This window comes from Pseudomonas sp. S1_E05 (genome assembly GCF_056337105.1).
In genome coordinates, this window is record NZ_JBFRHM010000001.1 from 464956 (window position 1) to 489768 (window position 24813).

General features: G+C 62.4%; 24 protein-coding genes. 12 read left to right on the plus strand and 12 right to left on the minus strand.

Annotated features, from left to right (window positions below):
• Window positions 1-93 precede the first annotated feature (93 nt).
• On the plus strand, window positions 94-798 hold the full coding sequence (locus tag AB4N33_RS01965) for a YebC/PmpR family DNA-binding transcriptional regulator (RefSeq protein WP_476456290.1): 705 nt from the start codon (window positions 94-96) through the stop codon (window positions 796-798).
• A 93-nt stretch (window positions 799-891) separates the two neighbouring features.
• Here the strand turns inward: AB4N33_RS01965 and AB4N33_RS01970 are convergent, their stop codons facing one another.
• Window positions 892-2193 carry a protein kinase gene (locus AB4N33_RS01970; RefSeq protein WP_476456291.1) on the minus strand — a complete coding sequence of 434 codons (1302 nt, stop codon included), beginning with the start codon at window positions 2191-2193 and terminating at the stop codon, window positions 892-894.
• A 488-nt stretch (window positions 2194-2681) separates the two neighbouring features.
• On the opposite strand from AB4N33_RS01970, the gene AB4N33_RS01975 reads away from it, so the two are divergent.
• From AB4N33_RS01975 to AB4N33_RS02005, 7 genes are all read left to right on the plus strand, one after another.
• Window positions 2682-3170, plus strand: coding sequence for a Csu type fimbrial protein (locus tag AB4N33_RS01975; protein WP_460126618.1), 489 nt, complete (start codon window positions 2682-2684; stop codon window positions 3168-3170).
• Between the two features lie 143 nt (window positions 3171-3313).
• Window positions 3314-3793, plus strand: a complete 480-nt coding sequence (locus AB4N33_RS01980) for a Csu type fimbrial protein (RefSeq protein WP_460126620.1) — start codon at window positions 3314-3316, stop codon at window positions 3791-3793.
• Between the two features lie 20 nt (window positions 3794-3813).
• Entirely contained in the window at window positions 3814-4350 is a 537-nt protein-coding gene (locus tag AB4N33_RS01985; protein ID WP_460122565.1) for a Csu type fimbrial protein, read from the plus strand.
• 4 nt (window positions 4351-4354) lie between these two features.
• On the plus strand, window positions 4355-4855 hold the full coding sequence (locus AB4N33_RS01990; RefSeq protein WP_460122567.1) for a Csu type fimbrial protein: 501 nt from the start codon (window positions 4355-4357) through the stop codon (window positions 4853-4855).
• A gap of 38 nt (window positions 4856-4893) precedes the next feature.
• Window positions 4894-5682, plus strand: a complete 789-nt coding sequence (locus AB4N33_RS01995) for a fimbrial biogenesis chaperone (protein WP_476456292.1) — start codon at window positions 4894-4896, stop codon at window positions 5680-5682.
• Between the two features lie 63 nt (window positions 5683-5745).
• Entirely contained in the window at window positions 5746-8106 is a 2361-nt protein-coding gene (locus tag AB4N33_RS02000) for a fimbria/pilus outer membrane usher protein (protein ID WP_476456293.1), read from the plus strand.
• Window positions 8103-9065, plus strand: coding sequence for a Csu type fimbrial protein (locus tag AB4N33_RS02005; RefSeq protein WP_460141276.1), 963 nt, complete (start codon window positions 8103-8105; stop codon window positions 9063-9065). Before AB4N33_RS02000 ends, AB4N33_RS02005 begins: the two co-directional genes overlap by 4 nt.
• Window positions 9066-9196: 131 nt before the next feature.
• Here the strand turns inward: AB4N33_RS02005 and AB4N33_RS02010 are convergent, their stop codons facing one another.
• The 7 genes from AB4N33_RS02010 to AB4N33_RS02040 form a co-directional block, all read right to left on the minus strand.
• Window positions 9197-10243 carry an ABC transporter substrate-binding protein gene (locus tag AB4N33_RS02010; RefSeq protein ID WP_460141277.1) on the minus strand — a complete coding sequence of 349 codons (1047 nt, stop codon included), beginning with the start codon at window positions 10241-10243 and terminating at the stop codon, window positions 9197-9199.
• 18 nt (window positions 10244-10261) lie between these two features.
• A complete protein-coding gene (locus tag AB4N33_RS02015) occupies window positions 10262-11377 on the minus strand; it encodes an NAD(P)/FAD-dependent oxidoreductase (RefSeq protein ID WP_476456294.1) in 1116 nt (371 codons plus the stop codon).
• Entirely contained in the window at window positions 11374-12729 is a 1356-nt protein-coding gene (locus tag AB4N33_RS02020; RefSeq protein WP_476456295.1) for an FAD/NAD(P)-dependent oxidoreductase, read from the minus strand. The genes AB4N33_RS02015 and AB4N33_RS02020 overlap by 4 nt, the downstream gene beginning before the upstream one ends.
• 163 nt (window positions 12730-12892) lie before the next feature.
• Window positions 12893-13183: a (2Fe-2S)-binding protein gene (locus tag AB4N33_RS02025; RefSeq protein ID WP_476456296.1), complete on the minus strand. Its 291-nt coding sequence runs from the start codon at window positions 13181-13183 to the stop codon at window positions 12893-12895.
• A 7-nt stretch (window positions 13184-13190) separates the two neighbouring features.
• Window positions 13191-13985: an ABC transporter permease gene (locus AB4N33_RS02030; RefSeq protein WP_368559022.1), complete on the minus strand. Its 795-nt coding sequence runs from the start codon at window positions 13983-13985 to the stop codon at window positions 13191-13193.
• 6 nt (window positions 13986-13991) lie between these two features.
• Entirely contained in the window at window positions 13992-14861 is an 870-nt protein-coding gene (locus tag AB4N33_RS02035) for an ABC transporter permease (protein WP_476456297.1), read from the minus strand.
• Window positions 14858-15877 carry an ABC transporter ATP-binding protein gene (locus AB4N33_RS02040; RefSeq protein ID WP_476456298.1) on the minus strand — a complete coding sequence of 340 codons (1020 nt, stop codon included), beginning with the start codon at window positions 15875-15877 and terminating at the stop codon, window positions 14858-14860. The genes AB4N33_RS02035 and AB4N33_RS02040 overlap by 4 nt, the downstream gene beginning before the upstream one ends.
• Window positions 15878-16121: 244 nt before the next feature.
• Between AB4N33_RS02040 and AB4N33_RS02045 the strand changes: the two genes are divergently transcribed.
• Window positions 16122-16958: an IclR family transcriptional regulator gene (locus tag AB4N33_RS02045; RefSeq protein ID WP_460122587.1), complete on the plus strand. Its 837-nt coding sequence runs from the start codon at window positions 16122-16124 to the stop codon at window positions 16956-16958.
• Between the two features lie 49 nt (window positions 16959-17007).
• On the opposite strand, the gene AB4N33_RS02050 is transcribed toward AB4N33_RS02045, so the two are convergent.
• Window positions 17008-17760, minus strand: coding sequence for an anti-sigma factor family protein (locus AB4N33_RS02050; protein WP_476456299.1), 753 nt, complete (start codon window positions 17758-17760; stop codon window positions 17008-17010).
• Window positions 17757-18263 carry a sigma-70 family RNA polymerase sigma factor gene (locus AB4N33_RS02055; protein ID WP_460122591.1) on the minus strand — a complete coding sequence of 169 codons (507 nt, stop codon included), beginning with the start codon at window positions 18261-18263 and terminating at the stop codon, window positions 17757-17759. The genes AB4N33_RS02050 and AB4N33_RS02055 overlap by 4 nt, the downstream gene beginning before the upstream one ends.
• A 159-nt stretch (window positions 18264-18422) precedes the next feature.
• On the opposite strand from AB4N33_RS02055, the gene AB4N33_RS02060 reads away from it, so the two are divergent.
• The 3 genes from AB4N33_RS02060 (at window position 18423) to AB4N33_RS02070 (ending at window position 21545) form a co-directional block, all read left to right on the plus strand.
• On the plus strand, window positions 18423-19496 hold the full coding sequence (locus tag AB4N33_RS02060; protein ID WP_476456300.1) for a catalase family peroxidase: 1074 nt from the start codon (window positions 18423-18425) through the stop codon (window positions 19494-19496).
• A complete protein-coding gene (locus tag AB4N33_RS02065) occupies window positions 19493-20038 on the plus strand; it encodes a cytochrome b (RefSeq protein ID WP_476456301.1) in 546 nt (181 codons plus the stop codon). Before AB4N33_RS02060 ends, AB4N33_RS02065 begins: the two co-directional genes overlap by 4 nt.
• A gap of 142 nt (window positions 20039-20180) precedes the next feature.
• The gene (locus tag AB4N33_RS02070; protein WP_476456302.1) at window positions 20181-21545 is read left to right on the plus strand and encodes a zinc-dependent metalloprotease family protein; all 1365 of its coding nucleotides are present in this window, start codon (window positions 20181-20183) and stop codon (window positions 21543-21545) included.
• A gap of 93 nt (window positions 21546-21638) precedes the next feature.
• Here AB4N33_RS02070 and AB4N33_RS02075 read toward each other — a convergent pair whose 3' ends face one another.
• Both AB4N33_RS02075 and AB4N33_RS02080 read right to left on the minus strand, forming a co-directional pair.
• Window positions 21639-22790, minus strand: coding sequence for a M14 family metallopeptidase (locus AB4N33_RS02075; RefSeq protein ID WP_476456303.1), 1152 nt, complete (start codon window positions 22788-22790; stop codon window positions 21639-21641).
• Window positions 22791-22825: 35 nt separating this feature from the next.
• Entirely contained in the window at window positions 22826-24751 is a 1926-nt protein-coding gene (locus AB4N33_RS02080) for a sigma-54-dependent Fis family transcriptional regulator (protein WP_476456304.1), read from the minus strand.
• Between the last annotated feature and the right edge of the window lie 62 nt (window positions 24752-24813).

Here is a 24813-nt window from a genome sequence, read left to right on the forward strand (position 1 = left end):
AATTTTTGGTCGATTGCCACCTTTAGGCCGTATAAACTTGCGCGATGCGTCGGCCAATAGATGTTTCGGCGCCATAGACCAAGAGAGTGAGTAATGGGCGCACAGTGGAAGGTTAAACACAAAGAAGCGGCAGCCAACGCCAAGGGGAAAATCTTCGGCAAACTGGTGAAGGAAATCACCATTGCTGCGCGCAACGGCGCCGATGTCGCCACCAACGCACACCTGCGCCTGGTGGTTGAACAGGCCAAGAAAGCCTCGATGCCCCGCGAAACCCTGGAACGTGCGATCAAGAAAGGCTCGGGTCAGCTCGGCGAAACCGTGCAATACCATCGCGTGACCTATGAAGGGTTCGCGCCGCACCAGGTGCCGTTGATCGTTGAGTGTGTGACCGACAACATCAACCGTACCGTTGCCGAGATTCGCGTTGCGTTCCGCAAGGGGCAGCTGGGCGCCTCCGGTTCCGTGGCCTGGGACTTCGACCACGTCGGCTTGATCGAGGCGTCCCCGGACAGCCCCGACGCCGATCCGGAACTGGCCGCCATCGAGGCCGGCGCCCAGGATTTCGAGCCAGGTGAAGAGGGCGCAACGCTGTTCATCACTGAAGCGACCGATCTGGATTCGGTGCAGAAGGCTTTGCCTGAGCAGGGTTTCACCGTGTTGTCGGCGAAGCTGGGCTACAAGCCGAAGAACCCGGTCACCGGCCTGAACGATGGGCAGATGGCTGAAGTCGAAGCCTTCCTCGAAGGCCTCGATAACCACGATGATGTGCAGGACATGTTTGTCGGGTTGGCGGGTTGATGTATTGAGTCATTGGGTGAGGGCTTTGCCGTCTGGCAGGCCCTCATCGTCGGCACGCCGCCCGGGGCAGGCCGCTCCCACAATGAAATGCGCTCAAAAACGATCCAACTCGATCACTATCTCGCTGAACCCCGGCCGCGCCAGCACGTCGCCCTGACAGCAGCGGCGCTGCAAGTCCTCCAACCGCTCTCGCGCCTGATCGCTCAACCCCGAGTCGATCCGCTCCAGCAACTCCCCCAACAGCACCCCAAACGCGCGCACTTCGATGCGCTGCAGGGCACGGCTCTCGACACTGTCCTGCGTGGCATGGAATGACGCCGCGCCAAAGTCCCCCAGCAGGCAATCACCGTGCTCGTTCCACAGGATGTTGTGGCCGTAAAGGTCACCGTGGGTGATGCCCTGACGGTGCAAGTGCTCACCCACCGAGGCGATGCCACGGGCGATGCGCAGCGCCACATCCGCACTGAATCGGGTGTCGTCGGCGTAGACGTCCCGGCTGCAGGAATCCAGGCTCGGCAAACCGGCGAGGTTGCGGTAGCTGGGGTCTACCAGCTCCATGACCAACCCGGCCTGGGCTTGCGGGTGTTCGACGATGCGTCCCTCGACCCGGATCAGGTTGGGGTGAAGGCCGGCGGTGATGCAGGCGTTCATTTCATGCAGCGGCGAGCCGTCGCTGGTCATTTGCCCCTTGTAGAGCTTGACCGCGACGGCCTTGGCCTGCTGCCACTCGGCCTGGTGAATGACACCGGAGGCCCCTTCGCCGAGTTTTTCCCCAAGGCGCAGTTGTGCCCAGTCAATGGTCGGCGTGGCTTCGAGCGCGCCAGCATCGGCTTCGGTTTCCAGTGGATTGCCGGCATAGGCCAGCCAGGTCAGGCTCGGTAAAGTCAGCAGCCAGTCGGGTAATTCGCTCAACTGGTTGGCGGCGATCCGGGTCAGTTCCAGTCGATGGCAGTTGCGCAGGCTTTGCGGCAGCTGGGTCAAGCGATTGCCAGCGAGCATCAGCTTTTGCAGATACGGACGTTCGCCCAGTTCGGTCGGCAGCTCGGTGACGCGGTTGTCGGTCAGGATCAACCAGCGCAGTAACGGCGGGAGCGCAGTGCCTGGCACGGTTTTAATGAGATTGCTCTTGAAACCGACCATGGTCAGCGCGGCGCACTGGCCCAGGCATGCGGGCAGCTCGGTAAACAAGTTGCGGTCACAGAACAGCACCCGCAACCGGTGTAGCCGATGAAAGTCATCCGGCAGGCTGCTCAAGGCGTTGCCACTGAGGTTGAGCACCTGCAGCGTGTCCGCCAGGTCGAGGATTTCCCGGGGGAATTGCGTCAGGCCGGCGGCCAGGTCCAGGCGCGTGGCGCCAGTCAGCAGGCCAGCGCGCAGTTGGGCAAGGGTGTCCATGAACAGATTCGCTTGATGAAAGGAGGGCTTTGAGGCCCGAAAAAAGGCGACATGATAGCGGTTTACGCGCCAACCGGGTCTATTCCCCCGACCACCACCTGGCAGGAATGCTCGATACCCTGGCGAGGAGACGGCGCAGTGAAGGCCAGCGGTCAGGTGGTCGAATGGCCACGGATGTCACCTGTAATCGTCAAGCGGGCTCTCCCGAGCCGCGTCGGCCCCGTGTAACCAATTGGGGAAATTTGCTTCCAGTTTTGTCGGAGGGAGGGCGGTAAATTGGACGGGAAAATACTGGGCGTACAACTTTTTTTCCGAAGCTTTACGCGTCTACCTCGATAGTCTTGGATAAAAGCCCCCGTTTTCCAGGGATCCAGGCTTTCGCGTTGCTGGAAATTTCTCGACCCATTGCTAACCTGACTTTCAGGAGCGACCCTCACCTGAAGGATTGGGCTGTGAATGGATTCGTTGGAGTGGCAGTGGCGAGTGTGATGCTCAGTGCAAACGTCTGGGCCGCCGACCTTCAAGTGCACGTACGGGTAGACGTACAGCGTGGCTGTCAATTGGTCGGGCAGCAACGCAGCGCCGGCGTCGAACAACTGGGTGTGCTCGACTTCGGCCAGACCGCTCGCCTGGACGATCCTGCGGGTCCGTTGGGGGCCGCGCTGATGAATGCGCGCCTACCACGCCTTGAGTGCAACCCGGACACCCCTTACCAATTACGCATCGACGGCGGCCAGCATGGCGGCGTCGGTGACGTGCGCTACCTGGCGAGTGCTGCCGGCAGCAAACCCATCCCCTACCGGCTTTACCAGGACCCCGCGCGGCTGATCCCGCTGGCGGTGGACGTGCCGATCAGCGGGCGGGTGCCTGATACCGGCAGCGTGGAACTGCCGCTTTATGCGCGCATTGAGCGATTGACCGACATTCCGCGTGTCAGCCGCTATACGGACCTGGTGAAGGTGACCGTCACCTGGTAGCCACACGTGTCATCGCCCCCCGAGGGAGCTGAGTAGTGCAGGAAAGCGGCCGTGGGTTTGAATGTCCTGAAGGAGTTGGGATTGGCGTGAAGACAAGCACACATTGGGCATTGATTGCTTTGGCGGCATTGATTTGGCCGGGCATGAACGCAAACGGGGCGGTCAGCGGTCAGGTTCATGCACGGCTGACAATCATCGCCGGTTGCGAAGTCAGCAATGGTGCCAGCCCCGATAACCCGGCCAGTGGTAGTGGCACTCTGGACTTTGGCCGGCCCGGGCCGACTTGGGACAGCCCGATCCGTGCCAGCCTGAGCGAAGACGGCAGCGGTCGCTTGAATGTCGCCTGCGACCCCTCCGTCAATGGTTTCACCGTCACCATCGATGGCGGCACCCACGGCGACGGCACCACCCGACGCCTGAGCAATGGCCGTCAAACGCTCCCTTATCAGCTGTTTCTCGATGCCTCGGGCAACCAGCGCTACAGCATCGGCCAGCAACACAATTTTGCAGTCACCAGCGGCACCCGAATCCCGATTCCGGTCTTCGGCTCGGTGGTGGCGAACGCTCGCGCGGTACCGGCCGGGATCTACACCGACACCCTGACCGTCACGCTCGATTGGTAAACCCGAAGAGGAAGGACACCATGCGCACACTCGCTACAAGGATTGGTTTGCCGCTGCTCGGTCTGACACTGGTGTCCAGTGCCCAGGCAGCCACCACCGTTACCGGCCAGATCACCTCCAGCCTGATCCTCATCAGTAGCTGCCAGGTCAACGGCTCGGGCGGCTCCACGGGGCTCAATTTCGGTGCCTTGAACTTCGGCACTGCCAACAGCCTGTTCACCACCGCCTCCGGGCAAGTGCTGGGTGGTGGCGGCGGGGCGCTGTCGATCCTGTGTTCCAGCGGCACCACGCCCTCGGTCAAGGTGCGTGCGGGCGCCCACGACGGCCAGTCGCCGGGAGGCACCCGGGCGTTGTACGACGGAGTCGCCAACTACGTGCCGTACGACCTCTATACCGACGCGGGGCACTCGCAGCTGTTGGCGATCGACGGGGTGATCAACCTCGCCGCCAGCACCGGAGTGGCACAGACCGTGAATCTCTACGGTCAGGCGGTGGGCAAGGCCGGTCTGCCGGCGGGCACCTACACCGACACCATCTCCGTTGAACTGACGTTCTAGGGCCATGAGCCGCCAAGGATGGGCTGCACTGTTGATGCTGTGGACCACCAGTTCGCCGTCGTCCCTGACCGCGGCAACCAGCCAGAGCTTCCAGGTCAACGCCACGGTGGTACCCGGTTGCCTGGTGGTGGGCGGGGTGTCGAATTACGGCAGCCTTGATTTCGGCAGCCAGTCGGCGCTGGCCACCGGTACCGTGCGAGTCGCCCTGACGGCGGATGTGCAGTTGCAATGCACGCCAGGGGTGGCCTTGAACATGAGCGTCGATGGCGGCCAATACAACAGCAGCGGGCGGCACATGCAGCTCGGTACGGGCAGCAACCGTGTGGCCTATCAGTTGTTTCGCGATGCGGCTTACAGCCAGAGCCTGGGGATCGGCCAAAGCGTATCGGTGGCCTACGCCGACGCCAACAACATCCGCCTGCCGATCTACGGCCAGGTGCAATTGCCGGGCAATCAGCCTGGGGGGACCTACAGCGATGTGCTGCAAGTGCAGCTCACGTGGTAATGCGGTGATCGGGCCAGGCAAACACAAGGAGTGGATACATGGGGTTACCTTTGTGGCGGTATGGGGTCGTGGGGCATGCATTGTTGGCGTCGCTGCTGTTGGGGGCAATCAAGGCGCAAGCCGCCAGTTCGGTGCTGATCTGGCCAATCGACCCGGTGCTGGAGGCCGATCAGCAGGCCAGCGCCCTGTGGCTGGAAAACCGTGGCGATGAAACGGCCAACCTGCAAATCCGCGTGTTTGCCTGGAGCCAGAGCGGGTTCAGCGATCAGTACCAGAATCAGCGCGACGTGATCGGCAGCCCGCCCGTGGCCAAGATCGAGCCCGGCCAGAAACAACTGGTGCGCCTGACCCGTACTCGGGAGATTGCGCCGGGGCAAGAGTTGGCTTATCGCATCATCATCGACGAAATCCCCTCGGCGAAACCCACCGCCGCCGACGACGGCAAGACAGCGGCGGCGATACGTTTCCAGATGCGCTACTCGGTACCGCTGTTCGCCTATGGCGCGGGCCTGTGGAGCAAGGAGGACGCCAGCCGCAAGCGTGATCCGAAGGGCGCGGGCCTGCCGCAGCTGTCCTGGCGCCCGGTAGCGGTTGATGGCCAGCCCTATGTGGAGGTGCGCAATCAGGGGGCGGTGCATGCCCGGCTGACGGATGTCTCGCTCAAGCAGGGCGGGCAGGAGAAGCCGCTGGTGGAAGGACTGCTCGGCTACGTACTGCCCGGCGCGATCATGCGCTGGCCGGCGCCAGGCCCGATGACGGGCAACCCGGCGTTGCAGGTGCGAGTCAACGGCGCCCCGCAGGTACAGAGCGTTACGCCGTCCCGCTGATGGGGGTGGCGCTGATCAAGTGGTGCAGGGAGGGCAGGGTCCATTGACGGACGTACAGCGGTAATGAGCCAGTACCTGGCTCGCAGTTTCCAGCGTCCGTTGCGGACCATCGGTTGTGTGGGTTGCCTGATGTTCGCGCATTGTGGCATCGCCGCCGACCTGCCGCCGCCACCCAGCGGCATGGAGACCGTGGCCGATGCGCAGTTGTTTCTGGAGTTGGTGGTCAATCAAATGAATACCGGACGTGTCGTCGCCGTGGAACAACGCAACGGGCGGCTGTTCCTGCCAGCCAGTGCATTGCGCGATACCTTCATGAAACTGCCGGACAGCCTTGGCGCCGAAGTCGATCTCGATGGGTTGCCGGGCCTGCACAGCGAGTACGACAGCACCGGTCAACGCCTGCTGCTGGAAGTGCCACCCAACTGGTTGCCGGAACAGTTCGTGGGCAACCGCGACGCCTACCCGCGCACCCGGGCGTTGAGCAGCTTCGGTGCCTTGTTCAACTACGACCTGTACCTTAATGACACCGATGACGCTGGCACGTACCTCGCGGCGTGGAATGAAGTGAGGCTGTTTGACGGTTGGGGCACGTTGTCCAACACCGGGCAATATCGACGCACGCTCTCGGGGGATTCGGTCAGTACGCTGAACAACGGCTACCTGCGCTACGACACCACCTGGCGCTACTCCGATGACGAGCGCATGCTGACTTTCGAAGGCGGGGATCTGGTCAGCGGCGCATTGCCCTGGAGCAGTTCGGTGCGCATCGGCGGGGCGCAGGTGTCCCGGGACTTTGGCGTGCGACCGGATCTGGTCACCTACCCGCTGCCGCAGTTTGCCGGGGAAGCGGCGGTGCCGTCCTCGGTGGATCTGTTCATCAATGGCTACAAATCCAGTAGCGCGCAGCTGCAACCCGGCCCTTACACCCTGACCAACGTTCCCTTTATCAATGGGGCGGGCGAAGCGGTAGTGGTCACCACTGATGCGCTGGGCCGCCAAGTCTCGACCACTGTGCCGTTCTACGTCACCAGCAGCCTGTTGCAAAAAGGCCTGAGTGACTTTTCGGTGGCCGCCGGCTCCTTGCGTCGCGATTATGGCCTGCGTGATTTTTCCTACGGACCGGGGGTGACGTCGGGCAGTTTACGTTACGGGATCAGTGACAATTTCACCCTGGAAAGCCACGCCGAAGCCTCGGATTCGCTGACCCTGGGCGGCATCGGTGGCAACCTGCGCCTGGGCAATTTTGGCGTGCTGAATACAGCCATCAGCCAGAGCCGGTTCGACGGCGACCGCGGCCAGCAACTCAGCTTCGGCTATCAGTACAGCAGCCAGCGCTACAGCTTCTCTTACCAGCGTTTGCAACGACGTGACCGCTACGCCGACCTGACCGTAGTCGACACCCCGTTCAACACCTTGAGCCAGCGCAGTGAACAGGCGACCCTGAGCGTCAACCTCGACCGCTGGGGCAGCCTGGGCGTGGGTTATTTCGACATCCGCGCGGCCGATGATTCGCGCACCCGCCTGCTCAACCTGACGTGGAGCAAGCCGCTGTGGCACAACAGCAGTTTCTACCTGTCGGCCAACCGCGAGATCGGCGACAGCAACTGGGCGGTTCAGGCGCAACTGGTCGTTCCGTTCGACCTGTACGGGAGCCTGGCGGTCAGCAGCGAACGCAGCAACACCGGACAAACGCAGCAACGGGTCAACTACAGCCGCGCGGTGCCGACCCAGGGCGGGGTCGGATTCAGCCTCGGTTACGGCCAGGGCGACGGGCCGGCCTATCGTCAGGCCGACCTGACCTGGCGCCTGCAATCGGTGCAGTTGCAGGCCGGTGTCTACGGCACCAGCGACGCCGAAACCCGTTGGGCCGATGCCAGTGGTTCGCTGGTGTGGATGGACAGGCAGGTGTTTGCCGCCAACCGTATCGACGATGCCTTTGTGGTGGTCAGCACCGACGGTTTTGCCGACATCCCGGTGCGTTACGAAAACCAGCAGGTCGGCCAGACCGATCGCAACGGCCACCTGCTGGTGCCATGGAGCAGCGCCTACTACCGTGGCAAGTACGAAATCGACCCGCTGAACCTGCCGGCCAACGTGCGCAGCCCGAATGTCGAGCAACGGATCGCCGTGCGCCGGGGTAGCGGTTACTTGCTGGAGTTCCCCTTGAGCCGGGTGGTCGCCGCGAGCATCGTGCTGGTGGACGCGCAGCAACAGGACTTGCCGCTGGGCAGCGGCGTGCTGCATGAACAGAGTGGCACGCAGACGGTGGTGGGCTGGGACGGGCTGGTCTATCTGGAAGACCTCAAGGCGCAGAACAACCTGAAGGTGAGCCTGGCGGATGGCAAAAGCTGTGAGGTGCGATTTGCCGTGGATGTGCAGCAGGAGCAGATCCCGCTGATCGGCCCACTGGTGTGTCGGCCATGAGGTGGCTGGCGCTGTTACTGCTTTGCCTGCCGGGATCGGTGTGGGCGTTGTGTTCGGTGGTCTCAACATTACCGGCGGCATTTGGCACGGTGAGTTCGATTGCCGTACGTTCATCTTCGCAGCCCAGTTCCACGACAAATGCCGGACTGCGTTGCACGGGCTCATTGCTGACGTTGCTGAGCGCTAATGACCATTTCTACGCCACCGTCACGTCGACGACATCCGGTATGGTCGGCCCTACCGGGGACGTGATTGGCTACACGCTGTACGCCAACAACAGCACCAGTTATCCGATCACGCGTGGCACGCAGTTCGATTTTGCCCGCAACGGGATCATTGATCTGCTCGGCTTGCTGGGGGGCGTGGTGCCCAGAACCGTACCGATCTATTTGGGCAGCATCAGTGGCAGCAACGTGGCAGCGGGGGTCTACAGCGAGACGCTGAGCATCTTCTGGGACTGGAACTACTGTTCGGGCATAGGCGCCTTGGGAGCCTGCCTGGGGCATGACATCAACAGTGGCACGACCACGCTGACGGTGAACATGACGGTGTCCAACGACTGCACCATCACCGCGCCGAACATCGCGTTCGGCAGCGCGCCGGTGGTCAGCGGGTTCACGGCAGTGACCGGGCAGACCATCAACCTGGCCTGCACCAAGGGAAGTGCCTATTCCGTGGGCCTGAGCGACGGGCAGAACCCCGTCAGTGTCGGCGGACGGCGGCGGATGATCTCCGGCAGCAACTACCTGGCCTACGACATCTTCAAGGGCAGCGGCACCACACGCTGGGGCAGTGTCGGCGCGGCGCGGCGGGCCAGCATCGATGCCGAGGTCAACCCTGGCAACGGGCTGGGCACTGGCAGCCAGATCTTCAACTACAACGCGAAGATCTACACCGACCAGGCCACACCGCCAGCGGGGACCTACGTGGACAATGTGGTGCTGGATGTGGGGTTTTGAGTCCACTGTAGGAGCGAGCATGTCGAGGCGTCGAACCGTCGCGAGGGTCGTTAACGATGACGTTGGCTGCCTGACACCCAGCGGTGTATGAGACTCCATCGCGAGCATGCGCGCTCCTACAGGGTTGGGGGCTAACGCTCGATACTGCGGTTCCAGCGCGCATTCCACTCAGGGCGCAATTCGTTGACCTTGTCCCAATCCACCGCAATTGCCGTTTCCAGGTACTTCTTCATGGCATCGACCTGACCGCGGGTCTTGTCAGTGGTCGGCGTGTTCGGGTTGGATGGGATCTGGTCACCGTCTTCCAGTGCAACAGCCTGGGCTTCTGGGGTCAGCAGGAAGGCGGCAAGTTTCTGCGCCAGCTCCGGTTGGGTGTTGTTGGCGATGGCGCATTCGGCGACGTTGAGCACCACCGAGCCTTCCTTCGGTTGCGCGTATTCAACCTGCATACCCTTGAGTTTCAGGGCGGTCACCTGGGTCGGCGTCAACGGGAACAGCGCCGCTTCATCGGTTTGCAGCATTTCGGAAATCTTCGCCGAGCTCGGAATGTACTCCAACACATTCCGCCCCACGGTGTTCGGCCAGGCCTTGAAGCCTGGTTCGACGTTGGTTTCGCTGCCGCCCTGGATCCGGTTGAACATCAGGAAACCGTGCAGGCCGAAGGTCGAGGAGGCCATCGACTGGAACACCACCTTGTCCTTGAAACGCGGGTCGGCCAGGTCCATCCATGAGGTCGGCGCTGCCCACCCCTTTTCCTTGAACAGGCGCGTGTTGTACGCCAGTCCAGTCACCCCCAGGCTGACTGCCACCGCCTCATCCTTGATACGGCCCTTGACCGGAATCTGTGCCAGGGTCGGGTTGTCTTGAAGCTTGTCGCAAAGGCCCATCGCGATGGCGCGGTACATGATGCCGTCGTCGAGGAACATCACGTGCATTTGCGGATTGCCCTTGCTCGCCTGGACCTTGGCGAGGATGTCGGCGGAGGTGCCCGGCACGATCACCACCTTGACGTTGTTGGCTTTTTCGAAAGCCGGCAGCACCTTGTCGGCGTAAAGCCGTTCCATGGTGCCGCCGTTCATGCCCAGGTACAGCGTCGGTTCGGCGTGAGCCTGGCCAACGGAGAGCAGGGCGCCCAGGCAAGAGAGTCCGAGCAGTGCAGTGCGTTTGACGTTATTCATAAGCGCGACCTTCCTCTATCAAGCAACGGAGATGGAGTGAAACCGGGTGATGGAAAACGCATCCAGCGGCGTGGTTGAAGCGCCGCTGCAGATGATTTCGGTGAGCGCCTGGCCCACCGCGGGGCCGATCTGAAAACCTGCGCCGGCAAAGCCGAACGCATGCAACAGGCCGGTTTGGGTGCCACTGTGGCCGATCACCGGCTGGCGATCGGGCAGGTAACCTTCGGTGCCGCTCCAGGTACGAATCGCCTGGGCGCCTTGCAGAAACGGATACAGCTCGGCGGCCTGGCGCAGGATCTCGATCACCGCTTGTTGACCGGGACGGGCGCGGGCACCGTCGAGCGCAAATCCCTGGCCACCGCCGAGTACGCAATTGCCGCGCGCGACCTGACGGGCATAAATGCCGCCGCCCTCGACGCCGGTGCTGGCGTCCATCACCAGCGGCAAGGGTTCGGTCACCAGCATGGCCGGGTGGCCGGAATGCATCGGCACCGTTTCACCGAACTGCTCGGCGAGGGTGCCGGCCCAGGCACCGGCGCAATTCAACAACCAGGGGGCGCGCAGCTCCAGGCCGTTTTGTGTGTGCACGTGGAATCGCTGGCCGTCGTGCGCCACGCTGCTCACCGCGCATTGTTCATGCACCTGCGCGCCGTGCCTGCGCGCTGCCTGGGCAAACGCCGGGGAGACCAGGCGCGGGTTGGCATGGCCGTCATCGGGGCAGAACGAGGCACCGACCGCCACCTCGCCCACCCACGGGAAACGGGCGCGCAATTGCGCCCGGTCAAGCAGTTGCAGGTCCAGGCCAAAGCCCTGGCTACTGGCGGCGTAATCGTGCAGCGCCTGCAAATCGGCGAGGCTGCGCGCCAGTTTCAAGTGGCCGCTGCGCTGGTACTCGCCGTCGATGCCGATCAGCTCAGGCAAGCGCCCCCAGATTTCGTGCGCCCGTTGCGACAGTGGCAGTTGCGACAGCGGTCGCCCCTGACGACGGACGCCGCCGTAGTTCACACCGCTTGCATGCGAACCGCAGAAGTCCCGTTCCAGCAGCACCACGCTGCGCCCTGCCTGGCTGAGAAACAGCGCGGCGGAGGAACCGACAATACCGCCGCCGATGATCACGGCATCAACTTCGATCATGGCTCGATCTCCAGGCCAAACGGCAACGGCTTGATCGGCGCCTGCGCCCGTAGCCGACCGATCTCGGAGACTGCCCGCTGACTCTGGCAGGCGATGATTTCCGCCGCCGCGGCGCCGCACATTCGGCCTTGGCAGCGACCCATCCCGACCCGGCAATGGGCCTTGACCCGATTGATTTCCCAGTGGCCTTCGCGCACGACTTCGCGGATGTCGCCGGCGCGCACTTCTTCACAGCGGCAGATCATCGTGGTGTCGGCGGTATCGGCTGCCCAGTTCTCGGGGAACACGAAGGCGCGCTCCAGGCCATGGCGAAAGCGCTCGATGCGGCCGAGATTGTGCTCCAGTTGTGCGCCGCGCTGTGGCTGAATCAGAAAACCGCTGTCTTCGAGCAGGGCCAACGCAGCCCGTTCGCCGGCCATTTCCGCGGCGTCGGCACCCATGATGCCAGCGCCGTCACCGGCCAGGTACACCTCGCTGACGCTGCTGCGTCCGGCGTTGTCCCGTTGTGGCAGCCAGGCACGGTTGAGTGGGCTCCAGGCGAAGGTGCAGCCGAGCAGATCGGCCAGTTGGGTTTCGCTGCGCAGGCCATGGGCAAACGCCACGGCATCGCAGGCCAGGCGATGGACGCCGCTGGCGTCGGACCAGTTCAGCGACTGCACGCGGTGTTCGCCCTCGACCTGTTGCAAGGTGGCATCCTGATGGACCGGGATGCCATGGGCGGTAAGCCAGCTACGGTAGTAGATGCCTTTGGCCAGGGTGGCCGGTTGCGAGAGCAGGCCCGGCACGGCGCGGGCCTGGGCGCTGAAGGGTGAGCTGTCGAGCACCGCGACCACCTTCGCCCCGGCCTTGGCGTATTGATAGGCAACCAGATAGAGCAAAGGGCCGCTGCCGGCGAACACCACCTGTTCACCGATGGCGCAGCCCTGGAATTTCAGGGCGATTTGCGCGGCGCCGAGGCTGTACACGCCGGGCAGCGTCCAACCGGGTATCGGCAACACCCGGTCGGTGGCGCCCGTGGCGACGATTACCCGGGAGAACTCCAGGCGTGCAGCACGACCTTCGCGCAGGGTGTCGAGCGCGTTGTTTTCGGCGTTCCACACCAGCGTGTCGGGACGGTAGTCGAGTTGTTCGCGCAGGTTGTCGAGCGTCTGGTGCAGCGCATTGGCCTTGCGCGCTTCGAAGCCATACAGCTTGACCGCCGAGCGCTTGAAGTTCGCCGGCTGGCGCCGATAAATCTGCCCGCCACCGCGCGCCGCTTCATCCAGCAAGACCGGGCGCACGCCATGGGCCACCAGTGTCTGCGCGGCACGGATGCCGGCAGGGCCGGCGCCGACGATGACCACCGGGTTCATAGGCACCTCGTCTGTGTGGCTGGAGGATTTGTGGTGCCTATTCGGGCCTCATCGCGAGCAAGTCGAATCGTCGCACCGCCGCTCCCACAGGAATTCGCGGCGCATCCTGAACCTGTAGGAGCGAGCTTGCTCGCGATGGGGCCAGAACGATCAACGAAGAAACTCATAGGCACCGCACCGGCTCGCGGCTGATCTGTTCGCCTGCTTCGAGCATTGTCGAGCAGGCGCGAACGCGGCGGCCGTCGCCCAGGCGAACCCAGCAATCCTGGCAGGCGCCCATCAGGCAGAAGCCGGCGCGGCGCTCGGCGCTGAAATCGCTGCCGCGCAGGTGTTCGCTGCAAGTCAGTACCGCCGTCAGCACGGTGTCGCCGAGCAGGCCGCTGGCGGGCTCACCGTCGAGCGTAAAGTTCAAGGCCGGGCGCTCGCCCTCGGTCAGTCGTTTCAGCAAAGCCATGGCGCCCTCATTGTTTACCCACCAGGACCCGATCCAGGCCGTAGACCCGATCGAGCAGAATCATGGTCAGCGCGGTCAGCGCAATCACCAGGGCCGAGACCGCCGCCATCATCGGATCGATGGACTCGGTGGCGTACACGTACATTCGCACCGGCAGCGTTTGTGTGGCGGGGGAGGTGACGAAGATCGACAGCGTCACCTCGTCGAAACTGTTGATGAACGCCAGCAACCAGCCACCGGCGACCCCCGGCAGAATCATCGGCAAGGTGATCTGGCGAAACAGCGTGAAGCGACCGGCCCCCAGCGATTGCGCGGCATGTTCGGCACTGCGGTCCAGGCCGATGGCCGAGGCCAAAACCAGGCGCAACACATACGGAGTGATCACCAACACGTGGGCAAAGATCAGCCAGGCAAAGCTGCCGTTGACGCCCATCAGCGCAAACAGACGCAGCAGGGCCACGCCCAGGACCAGGTGCGGAATGATGATCGGCGACAGGAACAGGCCGTTGAAAAAATCCCGGCCAGGGAACTCGAAACGGGTGATCGCCAGCGCTGCAGGCACTGCGATCAATGTCGCCAGGCTGGCGGCACTGAATGCCAGGATCAGGCTGTTGTAGAACGCGTCGATAAAGTCGGCACGCTCGAACACGGCGCGGAACCAGCGCAGGGAAAATTCCGTGGTCGGCAGGCTGAGGGTGTTTTCCGGGGTGAAGGCCACGAGGCACACCACCACCAGCGGCGCGAGCATGAACAGCACCACCAGGGTATGGAACAGCAAAGCGAAAGGACCGTTCTTGGACATGTCGAGTTATCCCAGTGACTTCTTGTAGCGGCCTTCGATCATCCGGTTCCACGACAGCATGATCAGCAGGTTGAGCAGCAGCAGTGCGACGGCGATGGCCGCGCCCATGGGCCAGTTCAGCTCCGACAGGTACTGGTCGTAGATCAGCGTGGCGACCATCTTGATCCGTCGACCGCCGAGCAATCCGGGAATCGCGAACGAACTGGCGGCCAGGCCGAACACGATCAGGGTGCCGGAGAGCACGCCGGGCATGATCTGCGGCAGCACCACTTTGCGGATCACCGTGAAGTGGCTGGCCCCAAGCGACAGCGCAGCCTGCTCGGCAGCGGGATCGAGTTTTTGCAGCGAGGTCCACACCGGAATGATCATGAACGGCAGCATCACGTGGACCAGCGCGACCACCACCGCGAACGGGGTGTAGAGCAGCTTCACCGGCGAACCGCCCAGGGCTTGCAGGGTCTGGTTGACCAGGCCGTCGGCGCCGAGCAACAGGCTCCAGCCAAAGGCGCGCACCACCACCGAAATCAGCAGCGGGGTGAGGATCAGCACCAGGAAGATCGAGCGCCACGGCGCGCCCATGCGGCTGAGGATGTAGGCCTCGGGCACGCCGATCAGCACGCACAGCAGGGTGGTCAGGGCGCTGATCCAGAAAGTGCGCAGGAAGATCTCGTAGAAGTACGGGTCCCCCAGCAGGCTGCTGTAGTGTTCAAGGGTATAGGCTTGGCTGTTGATGCCGGTGCCGTAGTCGAACACGTTGAACGACAGCACCAGGGTCAACAGCAGCGGGACAACGAGCAAGCAGACGTACAACGCCAGCGCGGGTGCTGACAGCAGATAGCCCTGGCGCCCTTGTCGAAGTGCGGCCAGCGTACTCATGCCGACACCTCGTCGACGCTCAGTACTCGCAGCAGCGCTGTGTCCCAGTCCAGGCCGACGGTGGTGCCTTCATTCAGCGGTGCCGAGCCGTCGTTGCGGCGCACGACGCTGAGTTCGCCCAGGTCGGTTGTGACGCCGTACAGCCACTGGCTGCCAAGGAAGAAGCGGCTGTTGATGCGACCTTGTACGCGACCGCTACCCGCATCGCACAGATCGATTTTTTCCGGGCGAAGGCTCAGGGTCAGCTCGCCGCCTGCTTTAACGTGGACCACGCCTGTGCTGTCACGCTCGCCGGGCAGCAGGTTGGCCTTGCCGACGAATCCGGAAATGAACTCCGTGCGCGGGTGTTCGTAGAGGGTATAGGGCGCGTCGATCTGGGTGATGCGCCCGGCTTGCATCACCACCACGCGGTCACTGATGGACAGCGCTTCGGACTGGTCGTGGGTGACCATCAGCGTGGTGATGCCGACCTCGCGCTGGATGCGGCGGATTTCGAATTGCATCTCTTCGCGCAAATTGGCGTCGAGGTTGGACAGCGGCTCGTCGAGCAGCAGCACCGGTGGTTCGATCACCAGGGCCCGGGCCAGTGCCACCCGCTGGCGCTGGCCGCCGGACAACTCCCGTGGGTAACGCTCGGCATGCTTGTCCAGGCGTACCAGCTTGAGCACCCGTTCGACGCGTTGCTGCAACTCGCCGTTGGCCACCTTGCGCATGCGCAGGCCGAAGGCGACGTTGTCCTTGACGGTCATGTGCGGGAACAGCGCGTAACTCTGGAACACCACGCCCAGGCCACGACTGGCGGGTTTGGCGTGGGTGATGTCGCGACCATCGAGCACGATGCGCCCGCTGGTGACTTCAACGAAGCCAGCGATCATTTGCAAGGTGGTGGTCTTGCCGCAGCCGGAGGGGCCGAGCAGGGAAACGAACTCGCCTTTATCGACCGAGAGATCGGTAGCCACCACGGCGTCGATGTCGCCATAGCGTTTGCCAAGTCCTTCAAGTTGCACGAAAGCCATAACTGCGCTCCACCTGTGATTGTTATGCGCGGCCTGGGGCCGTGCTTTTTTGTATGGGCAGATACGAAAAGGTCTTGCCGGGTGCGTTGGCGCTCGATTTGAGTCGGCTGCCGCTGTTGTTCGAATCGCCCCTGTATGGACGCAGAGTAGGACGAAGACTAGGATGGGCTCAATGGCAAATTTCACTGAATCGATGACTATTTTCAGTTTCATTCATTGAATAAATTAAATGACGAGAAATGGCATGACTGATTCCACTGAGCGGAATAAAGATAAAAATGAAGTCGGTGTCGGCGCTGTCTCAAGGTTGTTTGCCGTCCTGCGTACCCTCGGTGACACGGTCGAGGGCGGCGAGCGGGTGACCCAACTGGCCCAGCGCATCGGTCTGTCGCAACCGACCACTCACCGCCTGCTGCGCAGCCTGATGGACGAGGGCATGGTCGAGCAGGACGGGCGCAGCAAGCGCTACCGCTTGAGTCTTGAGTTCTTTGCCCTGGCTGCGCGGGCGGGCAATACCGGCAACCTGCGTGAGCTGGTTCGCCCGTCGCTGCTGCGGCTGTCTGCGTCATTGGGCGACTCGTTGTTCCTGCTGGCGCGCAGCGGGTTTGATGCGATCTGCCTGGACCGCAGTGAAGGGCCGTTTCCGATTCGCACCTTTACCGGTGACATCGGCGGACGCGTGGCGTTGGGTGTCGGCCAGGGCAGCCTGGCGATCCTGGCGTTCCTGCCGGAAGAAGAGCGCGACACGGTGATCCGCTATAACCTGCCACGGCTCAAGGATTTTCATCTGTACGACGAAGTGTTCCTGCGCGCCGAAGTCGATAACGTGCGTGCGCTGGGTTATGCCGGACGCAACACTGGTGTGCTCCAGGGGATGGCCGGGTTGGCCGTGCCGATCCTGGACCGCGAAGGACGTGCGGTGGCGGCGCTGAGTGTCGCCACCATCAGCGATCGACTGGGTCCGGACCGCTTGCCGACGGTGGTCGAGATGCTCAAGCGCGAAGCGGCGCTGATCGGGCCACGGATCAATCCGTTTGATCCGCTGCTGCGACGGCCTTCACAGGTGTTTGGGCAGGGGTGAGAGTTCCCTGACACTGAGCAAGCCCGCTCCCACAGGGGTAAGCGACGACTCAAAAGTTTACGGTCTGCCGCAACATCCGCGCCGCCTGCGTATCGCTGGGGCTGACCATCGCGTAGTTGTACCCACCGCCCGACCAGTACTCGGCCTGCAACTCGCCGTCAGTGCGACTGCCCCGTGGCAGCATGAAGTTTCTCGGTCCTGGCGGGCGCACGTAGAAGCTGATCTTGTTGCCACCGCGATCCTCATACACCACCATCGCCGCCGGCCCTTGTTCGGTGCTGAGCAGACGCCCGCTGACCGGGCTGAATCCCGCGTGCGACAGATCGGGCAGGCGATTGGCTTGGGTGAAATACCGATCAAGCCAGCCCTGCATGTCGCCGGTTTCGCTGACCTTGTAGTCGGCCGGCAGCATGCCTTGCTGGGCAAACAGGCGGTAAGCCTGCATGGCATCGCCCATCGGTTGGGCGGTGCTGAGGAGGGTCATCTCCCGGGCTTTCCAACCGCTCAAACCCGCGATGCTGACGGCGATCAACAGCACCGCCGCGCTGGCCAGATGACCTCGCGACTGGCGCCTGAGACGCTGGCGGATCCGCAACGGGTCGAGTGCCGGGTTTGCCGGTTGCTGCAAGGCGCCGCCGAGGGCCGCGCGCAGTTGCTGGGCGTCCTGTTGCCAGGCACGTACCTGTGCGCCCACGGTCGGGTTGCTGGCGAGAAACGTTTCCACGAGGCGTCGGTCGTCTTCACCGAGCTGGTGGTCGATGTACGCGTGCAGGTCGCGTTCGTTCGGAGGCATGCTGATCATTTGAGTCTCCGCAGGGAAGGGCGGGTGATTTCGCCGTCGCTGAGCTGGCGCAAGGCCTGGCGTGCGCGTGAGAGGCGTGACATGACGGTGCCGATGGGCACGTCAAGTATCTCGGCGACGTCCTTGTAGCTCAGGCCCTCGACCGACACCCAGAGCAAAAGGGCGCGCTGTTCGGTGCTGAGCTGGTCGAACGCCTCAAGCGTCGATTGGGCCAGCACCGTCCGCTCCGCTGACGGCTCGCTATCGTCGCGTCCTGTAAAGAATTCGAGCATCCGCGCGTAACGGCGCGAACGGCGATGCGCATCGAGAAACTGCCGGTACAGGATCGCAAACAGCCAGGCACGCAAATCGCCCTCGGGGCGCTTGGCACTCCAACTCGACAGTGCGCGTTCAAGGCACGACTGCACCAGATCGTCCGCGCTGCTGGCGTTGCGCGTCAATGACACGGCAAAGCGGCGCAGTCTGGGAATGATTTCTCGCAGTTGTTCGTCGATTTCGTTCATCAAATGCTGGCTAGTCACTACGCTGTTGGACTAGAGAGACGCCCGGAAGCCGAGGTTATTCCACGCCTGGAAAAATAAATACCGGGTGATGGAATAAACCCCAAGGCGGTGCGTCTGCCTGATTCTTCTCACTCATGGCCGCAGGCCCTGGAGTTTTTCATGGTAGATCGCTCATCACCGCCTTTGAGTGGCACGAGCCTGGTGTTGCGCCTGGCTGCCATCGCCGTGGTGGTCGGTGCCGTCGCCGGGGCGTTCGCCTACGTCAACGGAACCTTCGACCCACAACGCCTGACGCCGAAGAAACTGGTCAACGTGCTGGAAACCAACAATGGCGTGCATCCCGGATTTCGTCGCAACCATGCCAAGGGCGTGTGCGTGATCGGACATTTCGAAAGCAGCGGCGAGGCGCGCAGCTATTCCATCGCGCAGGTGTTCAACGAGGCCCGCACCCCGGTGGTCGGGCGCTTTGCCTTGCCTGCCGGCAGTCCTTACGCGCCGGATGGCGCGGTGCCGATTCGCAGCCTGGCATTGCGCTTCACCCAGGCCAATGGCCAACAGTGGCGCACCGGGATGAACAGCATGCCGGTGTTCCCGGTGGGCACGCCCGAGGCGTTCTACCAGTTCCAGCAGGCCCTGTCGCCGTTACCCGCCACAGGCAACCCGGACCCGGCCGCGGTGCCGGCGTTTTTTGCCTCGCATCCAGAAACCGCGCCGTTTCTGGCCTGGGTGAAAACCGCCAAGCCCTCGGCGAGTTACGTGACGGAGAACTACAACAGCGTCAACGCGTTTTACCTGGTCAACGCGACCGGGCAAAAACAGGCGGTGCGTTGGAACATGGTGCCGGTGGCCAAGGACGCGCCGGGTGCGACGGCGCCGCAAGGCAGCGATTATCTCGAGCAGGACCTGGTGCAGCGGATCGCCACGGGCCCACTGCGGTGGCAACTGATGATCACGCTGGCCAACCCCGGCGACCCCACCAACGACGCCAGCAAGCCCTGGCCCGAAGGGCGCAAGGTGATTAACGCCGGTACCCTGGTTCTGGAGAGCACCCAACCGCAGATCGATGGCGAATGCCGCGACATCAATTACGACCCGCTGGTGCTGCCGGCCGGCATCGAGGGTTCCGACGACCCATTGCTGGCCGCCCGTTCGGCCGGCTACGCCAATTCCTACCTGCGTCGCACCAGCGAAGTCAGCCAATTGCCTGCCGCCAAACAGGAGGCTCAACAATGAGCGCCCAACCCAACCACTTCGCTCCACTGGCGCGGTTGCTGCACTGGCTGATGGCGCTGATGATCATCGCGATGCTGTTTATCGGTGCCGGTATGGTTGCGTCCGTGTCCGAGCGTCACGAGTGGCTGATTCATCTGCACAAGCCGCTGGGGGTCGCCATTCTGCTGCTGGTGATCGTGCGCCTCGCCGTGCGGTTCTCCACCCGACAACCTCCGCTGCCTGCGGACCTGCCCGGTTGGCAAGTGCTGGCGGCGAAGGCTTCGCATGTCTTGCTGTACGTCTTGATGCTGGCGTTGCCGCTGCTCGGCTGGGCGATGATCTCGGCCTCGGGCGAGCCGGTGATGCTCGGCACCTCGTTGCAACTGCCTTCGATCATGCCGGCCAACGCACCGCTGTTCGCGTTCCTGCGCAAGGCCCACGGCTATCTCGCGTACCTGCTGTTCTTCACCGTGCTGGTGCATCTGGCGGCAGCGTTGTTCCATGGCTGGGTGCGGCGCGATGGTGTGCTGGACAGCATGTTGCGGGGTAAGGATCGCGGTTGATCGTCTGGCGAGAAGCACCGCGTACCTGTCAACTTTGACAGTTACGCGGTCCGGAAAAAGTCTGTTCAATGCTCGAAGACTGCAGTGGCCGCCAAAAGGCCAGTCCCCCAGCAATGGATAGGTTTTTTTCGGGAGAAAAATCATGTTCAGCTCTGCAAGTTTGCATTGGATGCATCGAATTTTTTGTGGGATGCCGATCCTGTCGTTGATGATGTTGCTCGGCGCGTGTGCTCATTCGCCATCGGATGGCGATGCCGCGCCGCAAATGCGCAAGATCGAAAACTTCGCCAATAAGACTGCAGCCCAGTTGTACGCAGACTTGATCGAACCGGGAGTTTTTGAGCTCATCAATGACTACGACAGTGAGGGATATCGGGTCGTTAGTGGCAACGTGCGGATGAAGGATGATTCCCGAGGCTATCTGATCGATGTCCGCTCACCCGATGGAAGCCATTTTGCGTTGATGAGAAGAGCAGACAGTGAGGGCGTTTCGCGTGTCAGTAAAAACGGCGAGCGGACATTTACCCCGCTGCCCCCAAGGTCAGGCCAACCACTGCGAGACGACGCTGTTGCAGGCGTTGTCGAGAAAACGCTAGCAGGACCCAGGAAGCCGGAAAAAAGTGCCTCGCCCCGCGCACCCGTGACCATCCATGTTTTTGCGGCCTATACCCGCAATGCGGTTGACTCCAAATATGTGGGGGCTGATCTCAACGCCGATGCGCGAGCAAGATTGGAAACAGTGAATTTGTCTTTACGCAATGCCGGTATCAATATCATCTCCTTGAGCTTGGCCAAGGCCGTGATTTTTGAAAGTAATCCACAGATTAGTTCGCAAACGTTGGACAACATGGAACTGTGGTTTGGTACTCCGGCACGTGAAAGCGGCGCGGATTTGATCGCGCTTTTTGCCGGCAAGGATTCTCATGTCGGCGACAGAAACGGAATTGCCCGACTGGGCGGTAGATTAAGCATCAGCTCCGTTACAAATAACTGGGTTTTCGCTCACGAGATCGGTCATAACGTGGGGGGAGGCCATTGTCTTGGCGACCAGCCGAACTACAAAAACGGTTATGATCAAGGGGTCCTTTGTCTGGACAACGAGTTTTGGTACTCAGGGCTGATCGGTTGGGAGCCTGGGAAACCGGTCAGGGGTAACTGGCTTCATGCCGATATGGCAAGAACATGGCTGGAAGAGAAATACCGTTTAGCTTCTTACACCCCTCCTTATCCACCCCCTCCCGAGTTTTATGAGCTGGCACCTGAGAATTTTCGCGCAGTTCCTGGGCCGAACAGTATTCACTTTTTCTGGGACCCGGTACCGGGCGCAGTTAAATACACCGTGTTCAAAAGACTGGGGATTCCACCGGCAGTCGGTACGCCTACCACCGCAAATTTTCTGCTTGAAGGGCGCCAGGCAGGTGCCGGTATTTACAGTGTCGAGGCCATCGATGCGAAAGGACAGCTTTCAGGTAGAAGCGTGTACCTGACTACAGGCCCTCTGGAATAGTGCCTTCATTGCAAAGTCTTCCCTCACACGAGCTTGATGAGTGCCAATGACAGCCGCGCGAGGCTGCATGGAAATCCATGCAGCCTATGGGCGTTAGCGCAACCTGCCGACCATCTCCGCCACCGTCGTCAGTACATCCTTGCCCAACTGCTTCGAACGCTTGCCTGACCAGCCGGTGAGCGGGTTGGGGTGGTCGTCGTGGTCCTTGAACGGCATTTCCAGCGTCAGGGACAGGCAGTCGTACTTCTGGCCAACGGCGTTGCAGGCCAGGGTCATGTTGGCCTTGCCCGGCTCGTCACGCACGTAGCCGTGTTGGGTCTGGAAGTCCTTGGTGGTGTGCTTGAGGTGATTGCGAAAATCCTCTTCGAGCTTTTCGATGCGCGGCGTGTAGCCGGGGTTGCCTTCGCAAGCGGCGGTGAATACGTGGGGGATCTCCTCGTCGCCGTGGACATCGATGAACAGGTCGACGCCATACTGTTCCATCTGCTGCTGGACGAAGAACACTTCCGGGCTGATCTCCGGGCTCGCATTCTGCCAGGCACGATTGAGGTCCTGGCCCATGGCGTTGGTGCGCAGGTGACCGTGGAAAGCGCCGTCCGGGTTCATATTCGGCACCAGATACAGGTCGGCGCTGGCCAGCAGTTTATTCAACACCGCATCGTCCTGATGTTCCAGGCGTTCAATCACGCCTTCCATGAACCATTCGGCCATGTGCTCGCCGGGGTGCTGCTGGGCAATGATCCACACTTTTCGCCGGCCCTCGGCGCCCGTGCCTTTGCGCAGAAGTTGGATGTCCCGACCCTCGATGCTCTTGCCGGTGGCCAGCAGTTCGGTGCCGGCCTTGGTCAGCGCCTGCTCGATCAGCCAGTCATGGCGGCCGCGGCTGTAGGGTTCGAAGTAGGCAAACCAGGCATGGGTGGCAGTGGCTTCAAGGCTGAAGCGCAGGGCATCGCCTTCGAAAATGGTCGGTATGCGGAACCAGTTCACATGATCGTAGGAGGCCACGGCCTGATAGCCGGTCCAGGCTTTGTTGTAGGAGGATTTGCTCGCGTTGCTCAGCCGGAACCAGTGCTCCTGGCCGACATGCAGGCCGCTGGCCTTGAAATGAAACCACTGGAAGTGCGGGCTGCGAGTGTCTGGCTTGATGGCCAGCAGCGGTTGCAGCGGATTGCTGAGGTCCAGCACTTCAATGTTGCCGCTGTCGAAGTTCGAGGTGATGCTCAAGGAGGATTTGGCCAGGGTCATATCATTTCCTGAATATGATTTTTATGGCGACTACTTTACACCCTGGGAACGCAATTGAGATCAGTCAGCGTGTCCCGACTTCTTCCCGGCATGTCGATGCCGTGTTGATGTACCCGCCGATACAGGGTAGCCCTGGAAATACCCAGCGAGCGGGCGGCGGCCGCCGGCTTCCAGCGATGTCGTACCAGCGCGTCGAGCAGCGCCTGGCGTTCCGGGCTCGCGCTGTGCTCGCCGCAGGCATGGCCGACTGCACTCTCTATCGCGGTGCCGCGCAAGGCCTCGGGCAGGTGGTCGAGCTGGATCAGTTGCGTATCGCACACCGCGCAGGCATAGCGCAGGACGTGGCGCAGTTGCCGCACGTTGCCCGGCCAACGGTAATTCAACAGGCATTCCAGCACGTTGCTGGCCAATTGCATCGGGGCTGCATCGGGCGGTGACTCTTGTGCCAGGATGCGGTTGACCAGGGTCAGGCGGTCGCTGCGTTCGCGCAAGGGTGGCAACTGAAAGCGTGCCCCGTTCAAGCGAAAATACAGGTCTTCGCGAAACTCGCCTGCTGCGACCAATGCTTCCAGGTCGCGGTGGCTGGCGCAGATCACCTGAATGTCGACGACCTTTCGCCGTGATGCACCCAATGGCGCGACTTCGCCTTCGGCGAGTACGCGCAGCAGCCGGGTTTGCAAGGCCAGCGGCATGTCACCGATTTCATCGAGGAACAAGGTGCCGCCGTTGGCCTGCTCCAGCAGGCCCTGCATGCCTTTGTTCGCAGCGCCGGTGAAGGCGCCCGCGACATAGCCGAACAATTCGCTTTCGATGAGGCTTTCCGGAATCGCTGCGCAATTGAGCGCGACGAAAGGGCGGTCGCGACGTCGACTGGCCTGGTGCAGGTGTCGGGCGAACACTTCCTTTCCCGAGCCGGTCTCGCCCTGGATCAACACCGGCAGGTTGCGGTCCTTGACCCGTACCGCCAGGCGCAGGCTTTCTTCCAGGCGCGGATCGAGCTCGACCGGCGCCCGTGCCGGGCGCGCAGGGGCCGGCGGGCTGCGCCGAGGCAGGCTAAGACGGGCGTGCAGGGGCGGCTGACCGTTGCGATCCGGCAGTAGGCACAAGGATCCGTCTCGGGCTCGGTGCAATACCTGCTGATCGAACGCCTGATCGATGTGCTGCGGCAGTTGCTCAAAACGCTGCAGCAACCATTGGCGCGCCGCCGGGTTCAACGCCTGCAGGCAGCCGTCATCATCCCAGGCCAGCAGGTAATCGGGTTGACTGTCGACGTAACCCTGGTTGTTGTGCGCGCGCAATACGCAGTAGCCCTGGGCGCTGCTCATGAAGAATGCCTGTTCGATCTCACGTGCGCTCTGTACCACCATCTGCCGGATCAGGTGTTGGGAGCGGCGATCATCGGGCGAGCGAACGGCCGACACATCGAGCACGCCGAGCAGTTCGCCCCGCGGGTCGAACACCGGGGCCGCCGAGCAGGTCAGGCCGATGAACGCTGCGCGAAAGTGATCGCGTTTGTGCACGGTCACCGGGGTTCGTGCATTGAGGACCGCCGCCACGCCGCACGTGCCTTCTTCACCTTCGGACCAGCAGGTCCCCAGGTACAGGCCGGCCTTGCGGCAATCGTTGCGAATCGAGGTTTCGACGCGGTAATCGATGGTCTGGCCCTGGGCGTCGGTGAGCAGGACGCAATAGTCGGCGTCTCGCACGCGGCCATGCAGGCGGGCCACTTCCTCGCTGGCGATGCGCAGGAACAGGTCGGAGCGTTCGCGGCATTCCTGCAGCACGTTCTGCGAAAGGATCCGCGGCCCTTGCAGAGAACCCGGGTCGAGATGGTGTTGCTCCATGGAACGGCGCCAGGAGTCGAGTATCAGGTCCGGAACCGGCAACTGGGGCAGATGCCCGGCATTCTTCAAAACACGGCTGACGCAATCGACGTGCGCCCTGGAATGTGCGGAAAGCATTAAGGCCTCCGATTCGATCTTCTTTTAGTTGTGCCGACATTAAGCGCCGTTGATGACCCTTC

Excerpts from the sequence above, each read along its gene's own strand:
- AB4N33_RS01965 (WP_476456290.1), top strand. The coding sequence starts at position 94 with ATGGGCGCACAGTGGAAGGTTAAACACAAAGAAGCGGCAGCCAACGCC.
- AB4N33_RS01970 (WP_476456291.1), bottom strand. The coding sequence starts at position 2,193 with ATGGACACCCTTGCCCAACTGCGCGCTGGCCTGCTGACTGGCGCCACG.
- AB4N33_RS01975 (WP_460126618.1), top strand. The coding sequence starts at position 2,682 with ATGCTCAGTGCAAACGTCTGGGCCGCCGACCTTCAAGTGCACGTACGG.
- AB4N33_RS01980 (WP_460126620.1), top strand. The coding sequence starts at position 3,314 with ATGAACGCAAACGGGGCGGTCAGCGGTCAGGTTCATGCACGGCTGACA.
- AB4N33_RS01985 (WP_460122565.1), top strand. The coding sequence starts at position 3,814 with ATGCGCACACTCGCTACAAGGATTGGTTTGCCGCTGCTCGGTCTGACA.
- AB4N33_RS01990 (WP_460122567.1), top strand. The coding sequence starts at position 4,355 with ATGAGCCGCCAAGGATGGGCTGCACTGTTGATGCTGTGGACCACCAGT.
- AB4N33_RS01995 (WP_476456292.1), top strand. The coding sequence starts at position 4,894 with ATGGGGTTACCTTTGTGGCGGTATGGGGTCGTGGGGCATGCATTGTTG.
- AB4N33_RS02000 (WP_476456293.1), top strand. The coding sequence starts at position 5,746 with ATGAGCCAGTACCTGGCTCGCAGTTTCCAGCGTCCGTTGCGGACCATC.
- AB4N33_RS02005 (WP_460141276.1), top strand. The coding sequence starts at position 8,103 with ATGAGGTGGCTGGCGCTGTTACTGCTTTGCCTGCCGGGATCGGTGTGG.
- AB4N33_RS02010 (WP_460141277.1), bottom strand. The coding sequence starts at position 10,243 with ATGAATAACGTCAAACGCACTGCACTGCTCGGACTCTCTTGCCTGGGC.
- AB4N33_RS02015 (WP_476456294.1), bottom strand. The coding sequence starts at position 11,377 with ATGATCGAAGTTGATGCCGTGATCATCGGCGGCGGTATTGTCGGTTCC.
- AB4N33_RS02020 (WP_476456295.1), bottom strand. The coding sequence starts at position 12,729 with ATGAACCCGGTGGTCATCGTCGGCGCCGGCCCTGCCGGCATCCGTGCC.
- AB4N33_RS02025 (WP_476456296.1), bottom strand. The coding sequence starts at position 13,183 with ATGGCTTTGCTGAAACGACTGACCGAGGGCGAGCGCCCGGCCTTGAAC.
- AB4N33_RS02030 (WP_368559022.1), bottom strand. The coding sequence starts at position 13,985 with ATGTCCAAGAACGGTCCTTTCGCTTTGCTGTTCCATACCCTGGTGGTG.
- AB4N33_RS02035 (WP_476456297.1), bottom strand. The coding sequence starts at position 14,861 with ATGAGTACGCTGGCCGCACTTCGACAAGGGCGCCAGGGCTATCTGCTG.
- AB4N33_RS02040 (WP_476456298.1), bottom strand. The coding sequence starts at position 15,877 with ATGGCTTTCGTGCAACTTGAAGGACTTGGCAAACGCTATGGCGACATC.
- AB4N33_RS02045 (WP_460122587.1), top strand. The coding sequence starts at position 16,122 with ATGACTGATTCCACTGAGCGGAATAAAGATAAAAATGAAGTCGGTGTC.
- AB4N33_RS02050 (WP_476456299.1), bottom strand. The coding sequence starts at position 17,760 with ATGATCAGCATGCCTCCGAACGAACGCGACCTGCACGCGTACATCGAC.
- AB4N33_RS02055 (WP_460122591.1), bottom strand. The coding sequence starts at position 18,263 with ATGAACGAAATCGACGAACAACTGCGAGAAATCATTCCCAGACTGCGC.
- AB4N33_RS02060 (WP_476456300.1), top strand. The coding sequence starts at position 18,423 with ATGGTAGATCGCTCATCACCGCCTTTGAGTGGCACGAGCCTGGTGTTG.
- AB4N33_RS02065 (WP_476456301.1), top strand. The coding sequence starts at position 19,493 with ATGAGCGCCCAACCCAACCACTTCGCTCCACTGGCGCGGTTGCTGCAC.
- AB4N33_RS02070 (WP_476456302.1), top strand. The coding sequence starts at position 20,181 with ATGTTCAGCTCTGCAAGTTTGCATTGGATGCATCGAATTTTTTGTGGG.
- AB4N33_RS02075 (WP_476456303.1), bottom strand. The coding sequence starts at position 22,790 with ATGACCCTGGCCAAATCCTCCTTGAGCATCACCTCGAACTTCGACAGC.
- AB4N33_RS02080 (WP_476456304.1), bottom strand. The coding sequence starts at position 24,751 with ATGCTTTCCGCACATTCCAGGGCGCACGTCGATTGCGTCAGCCGTGTT.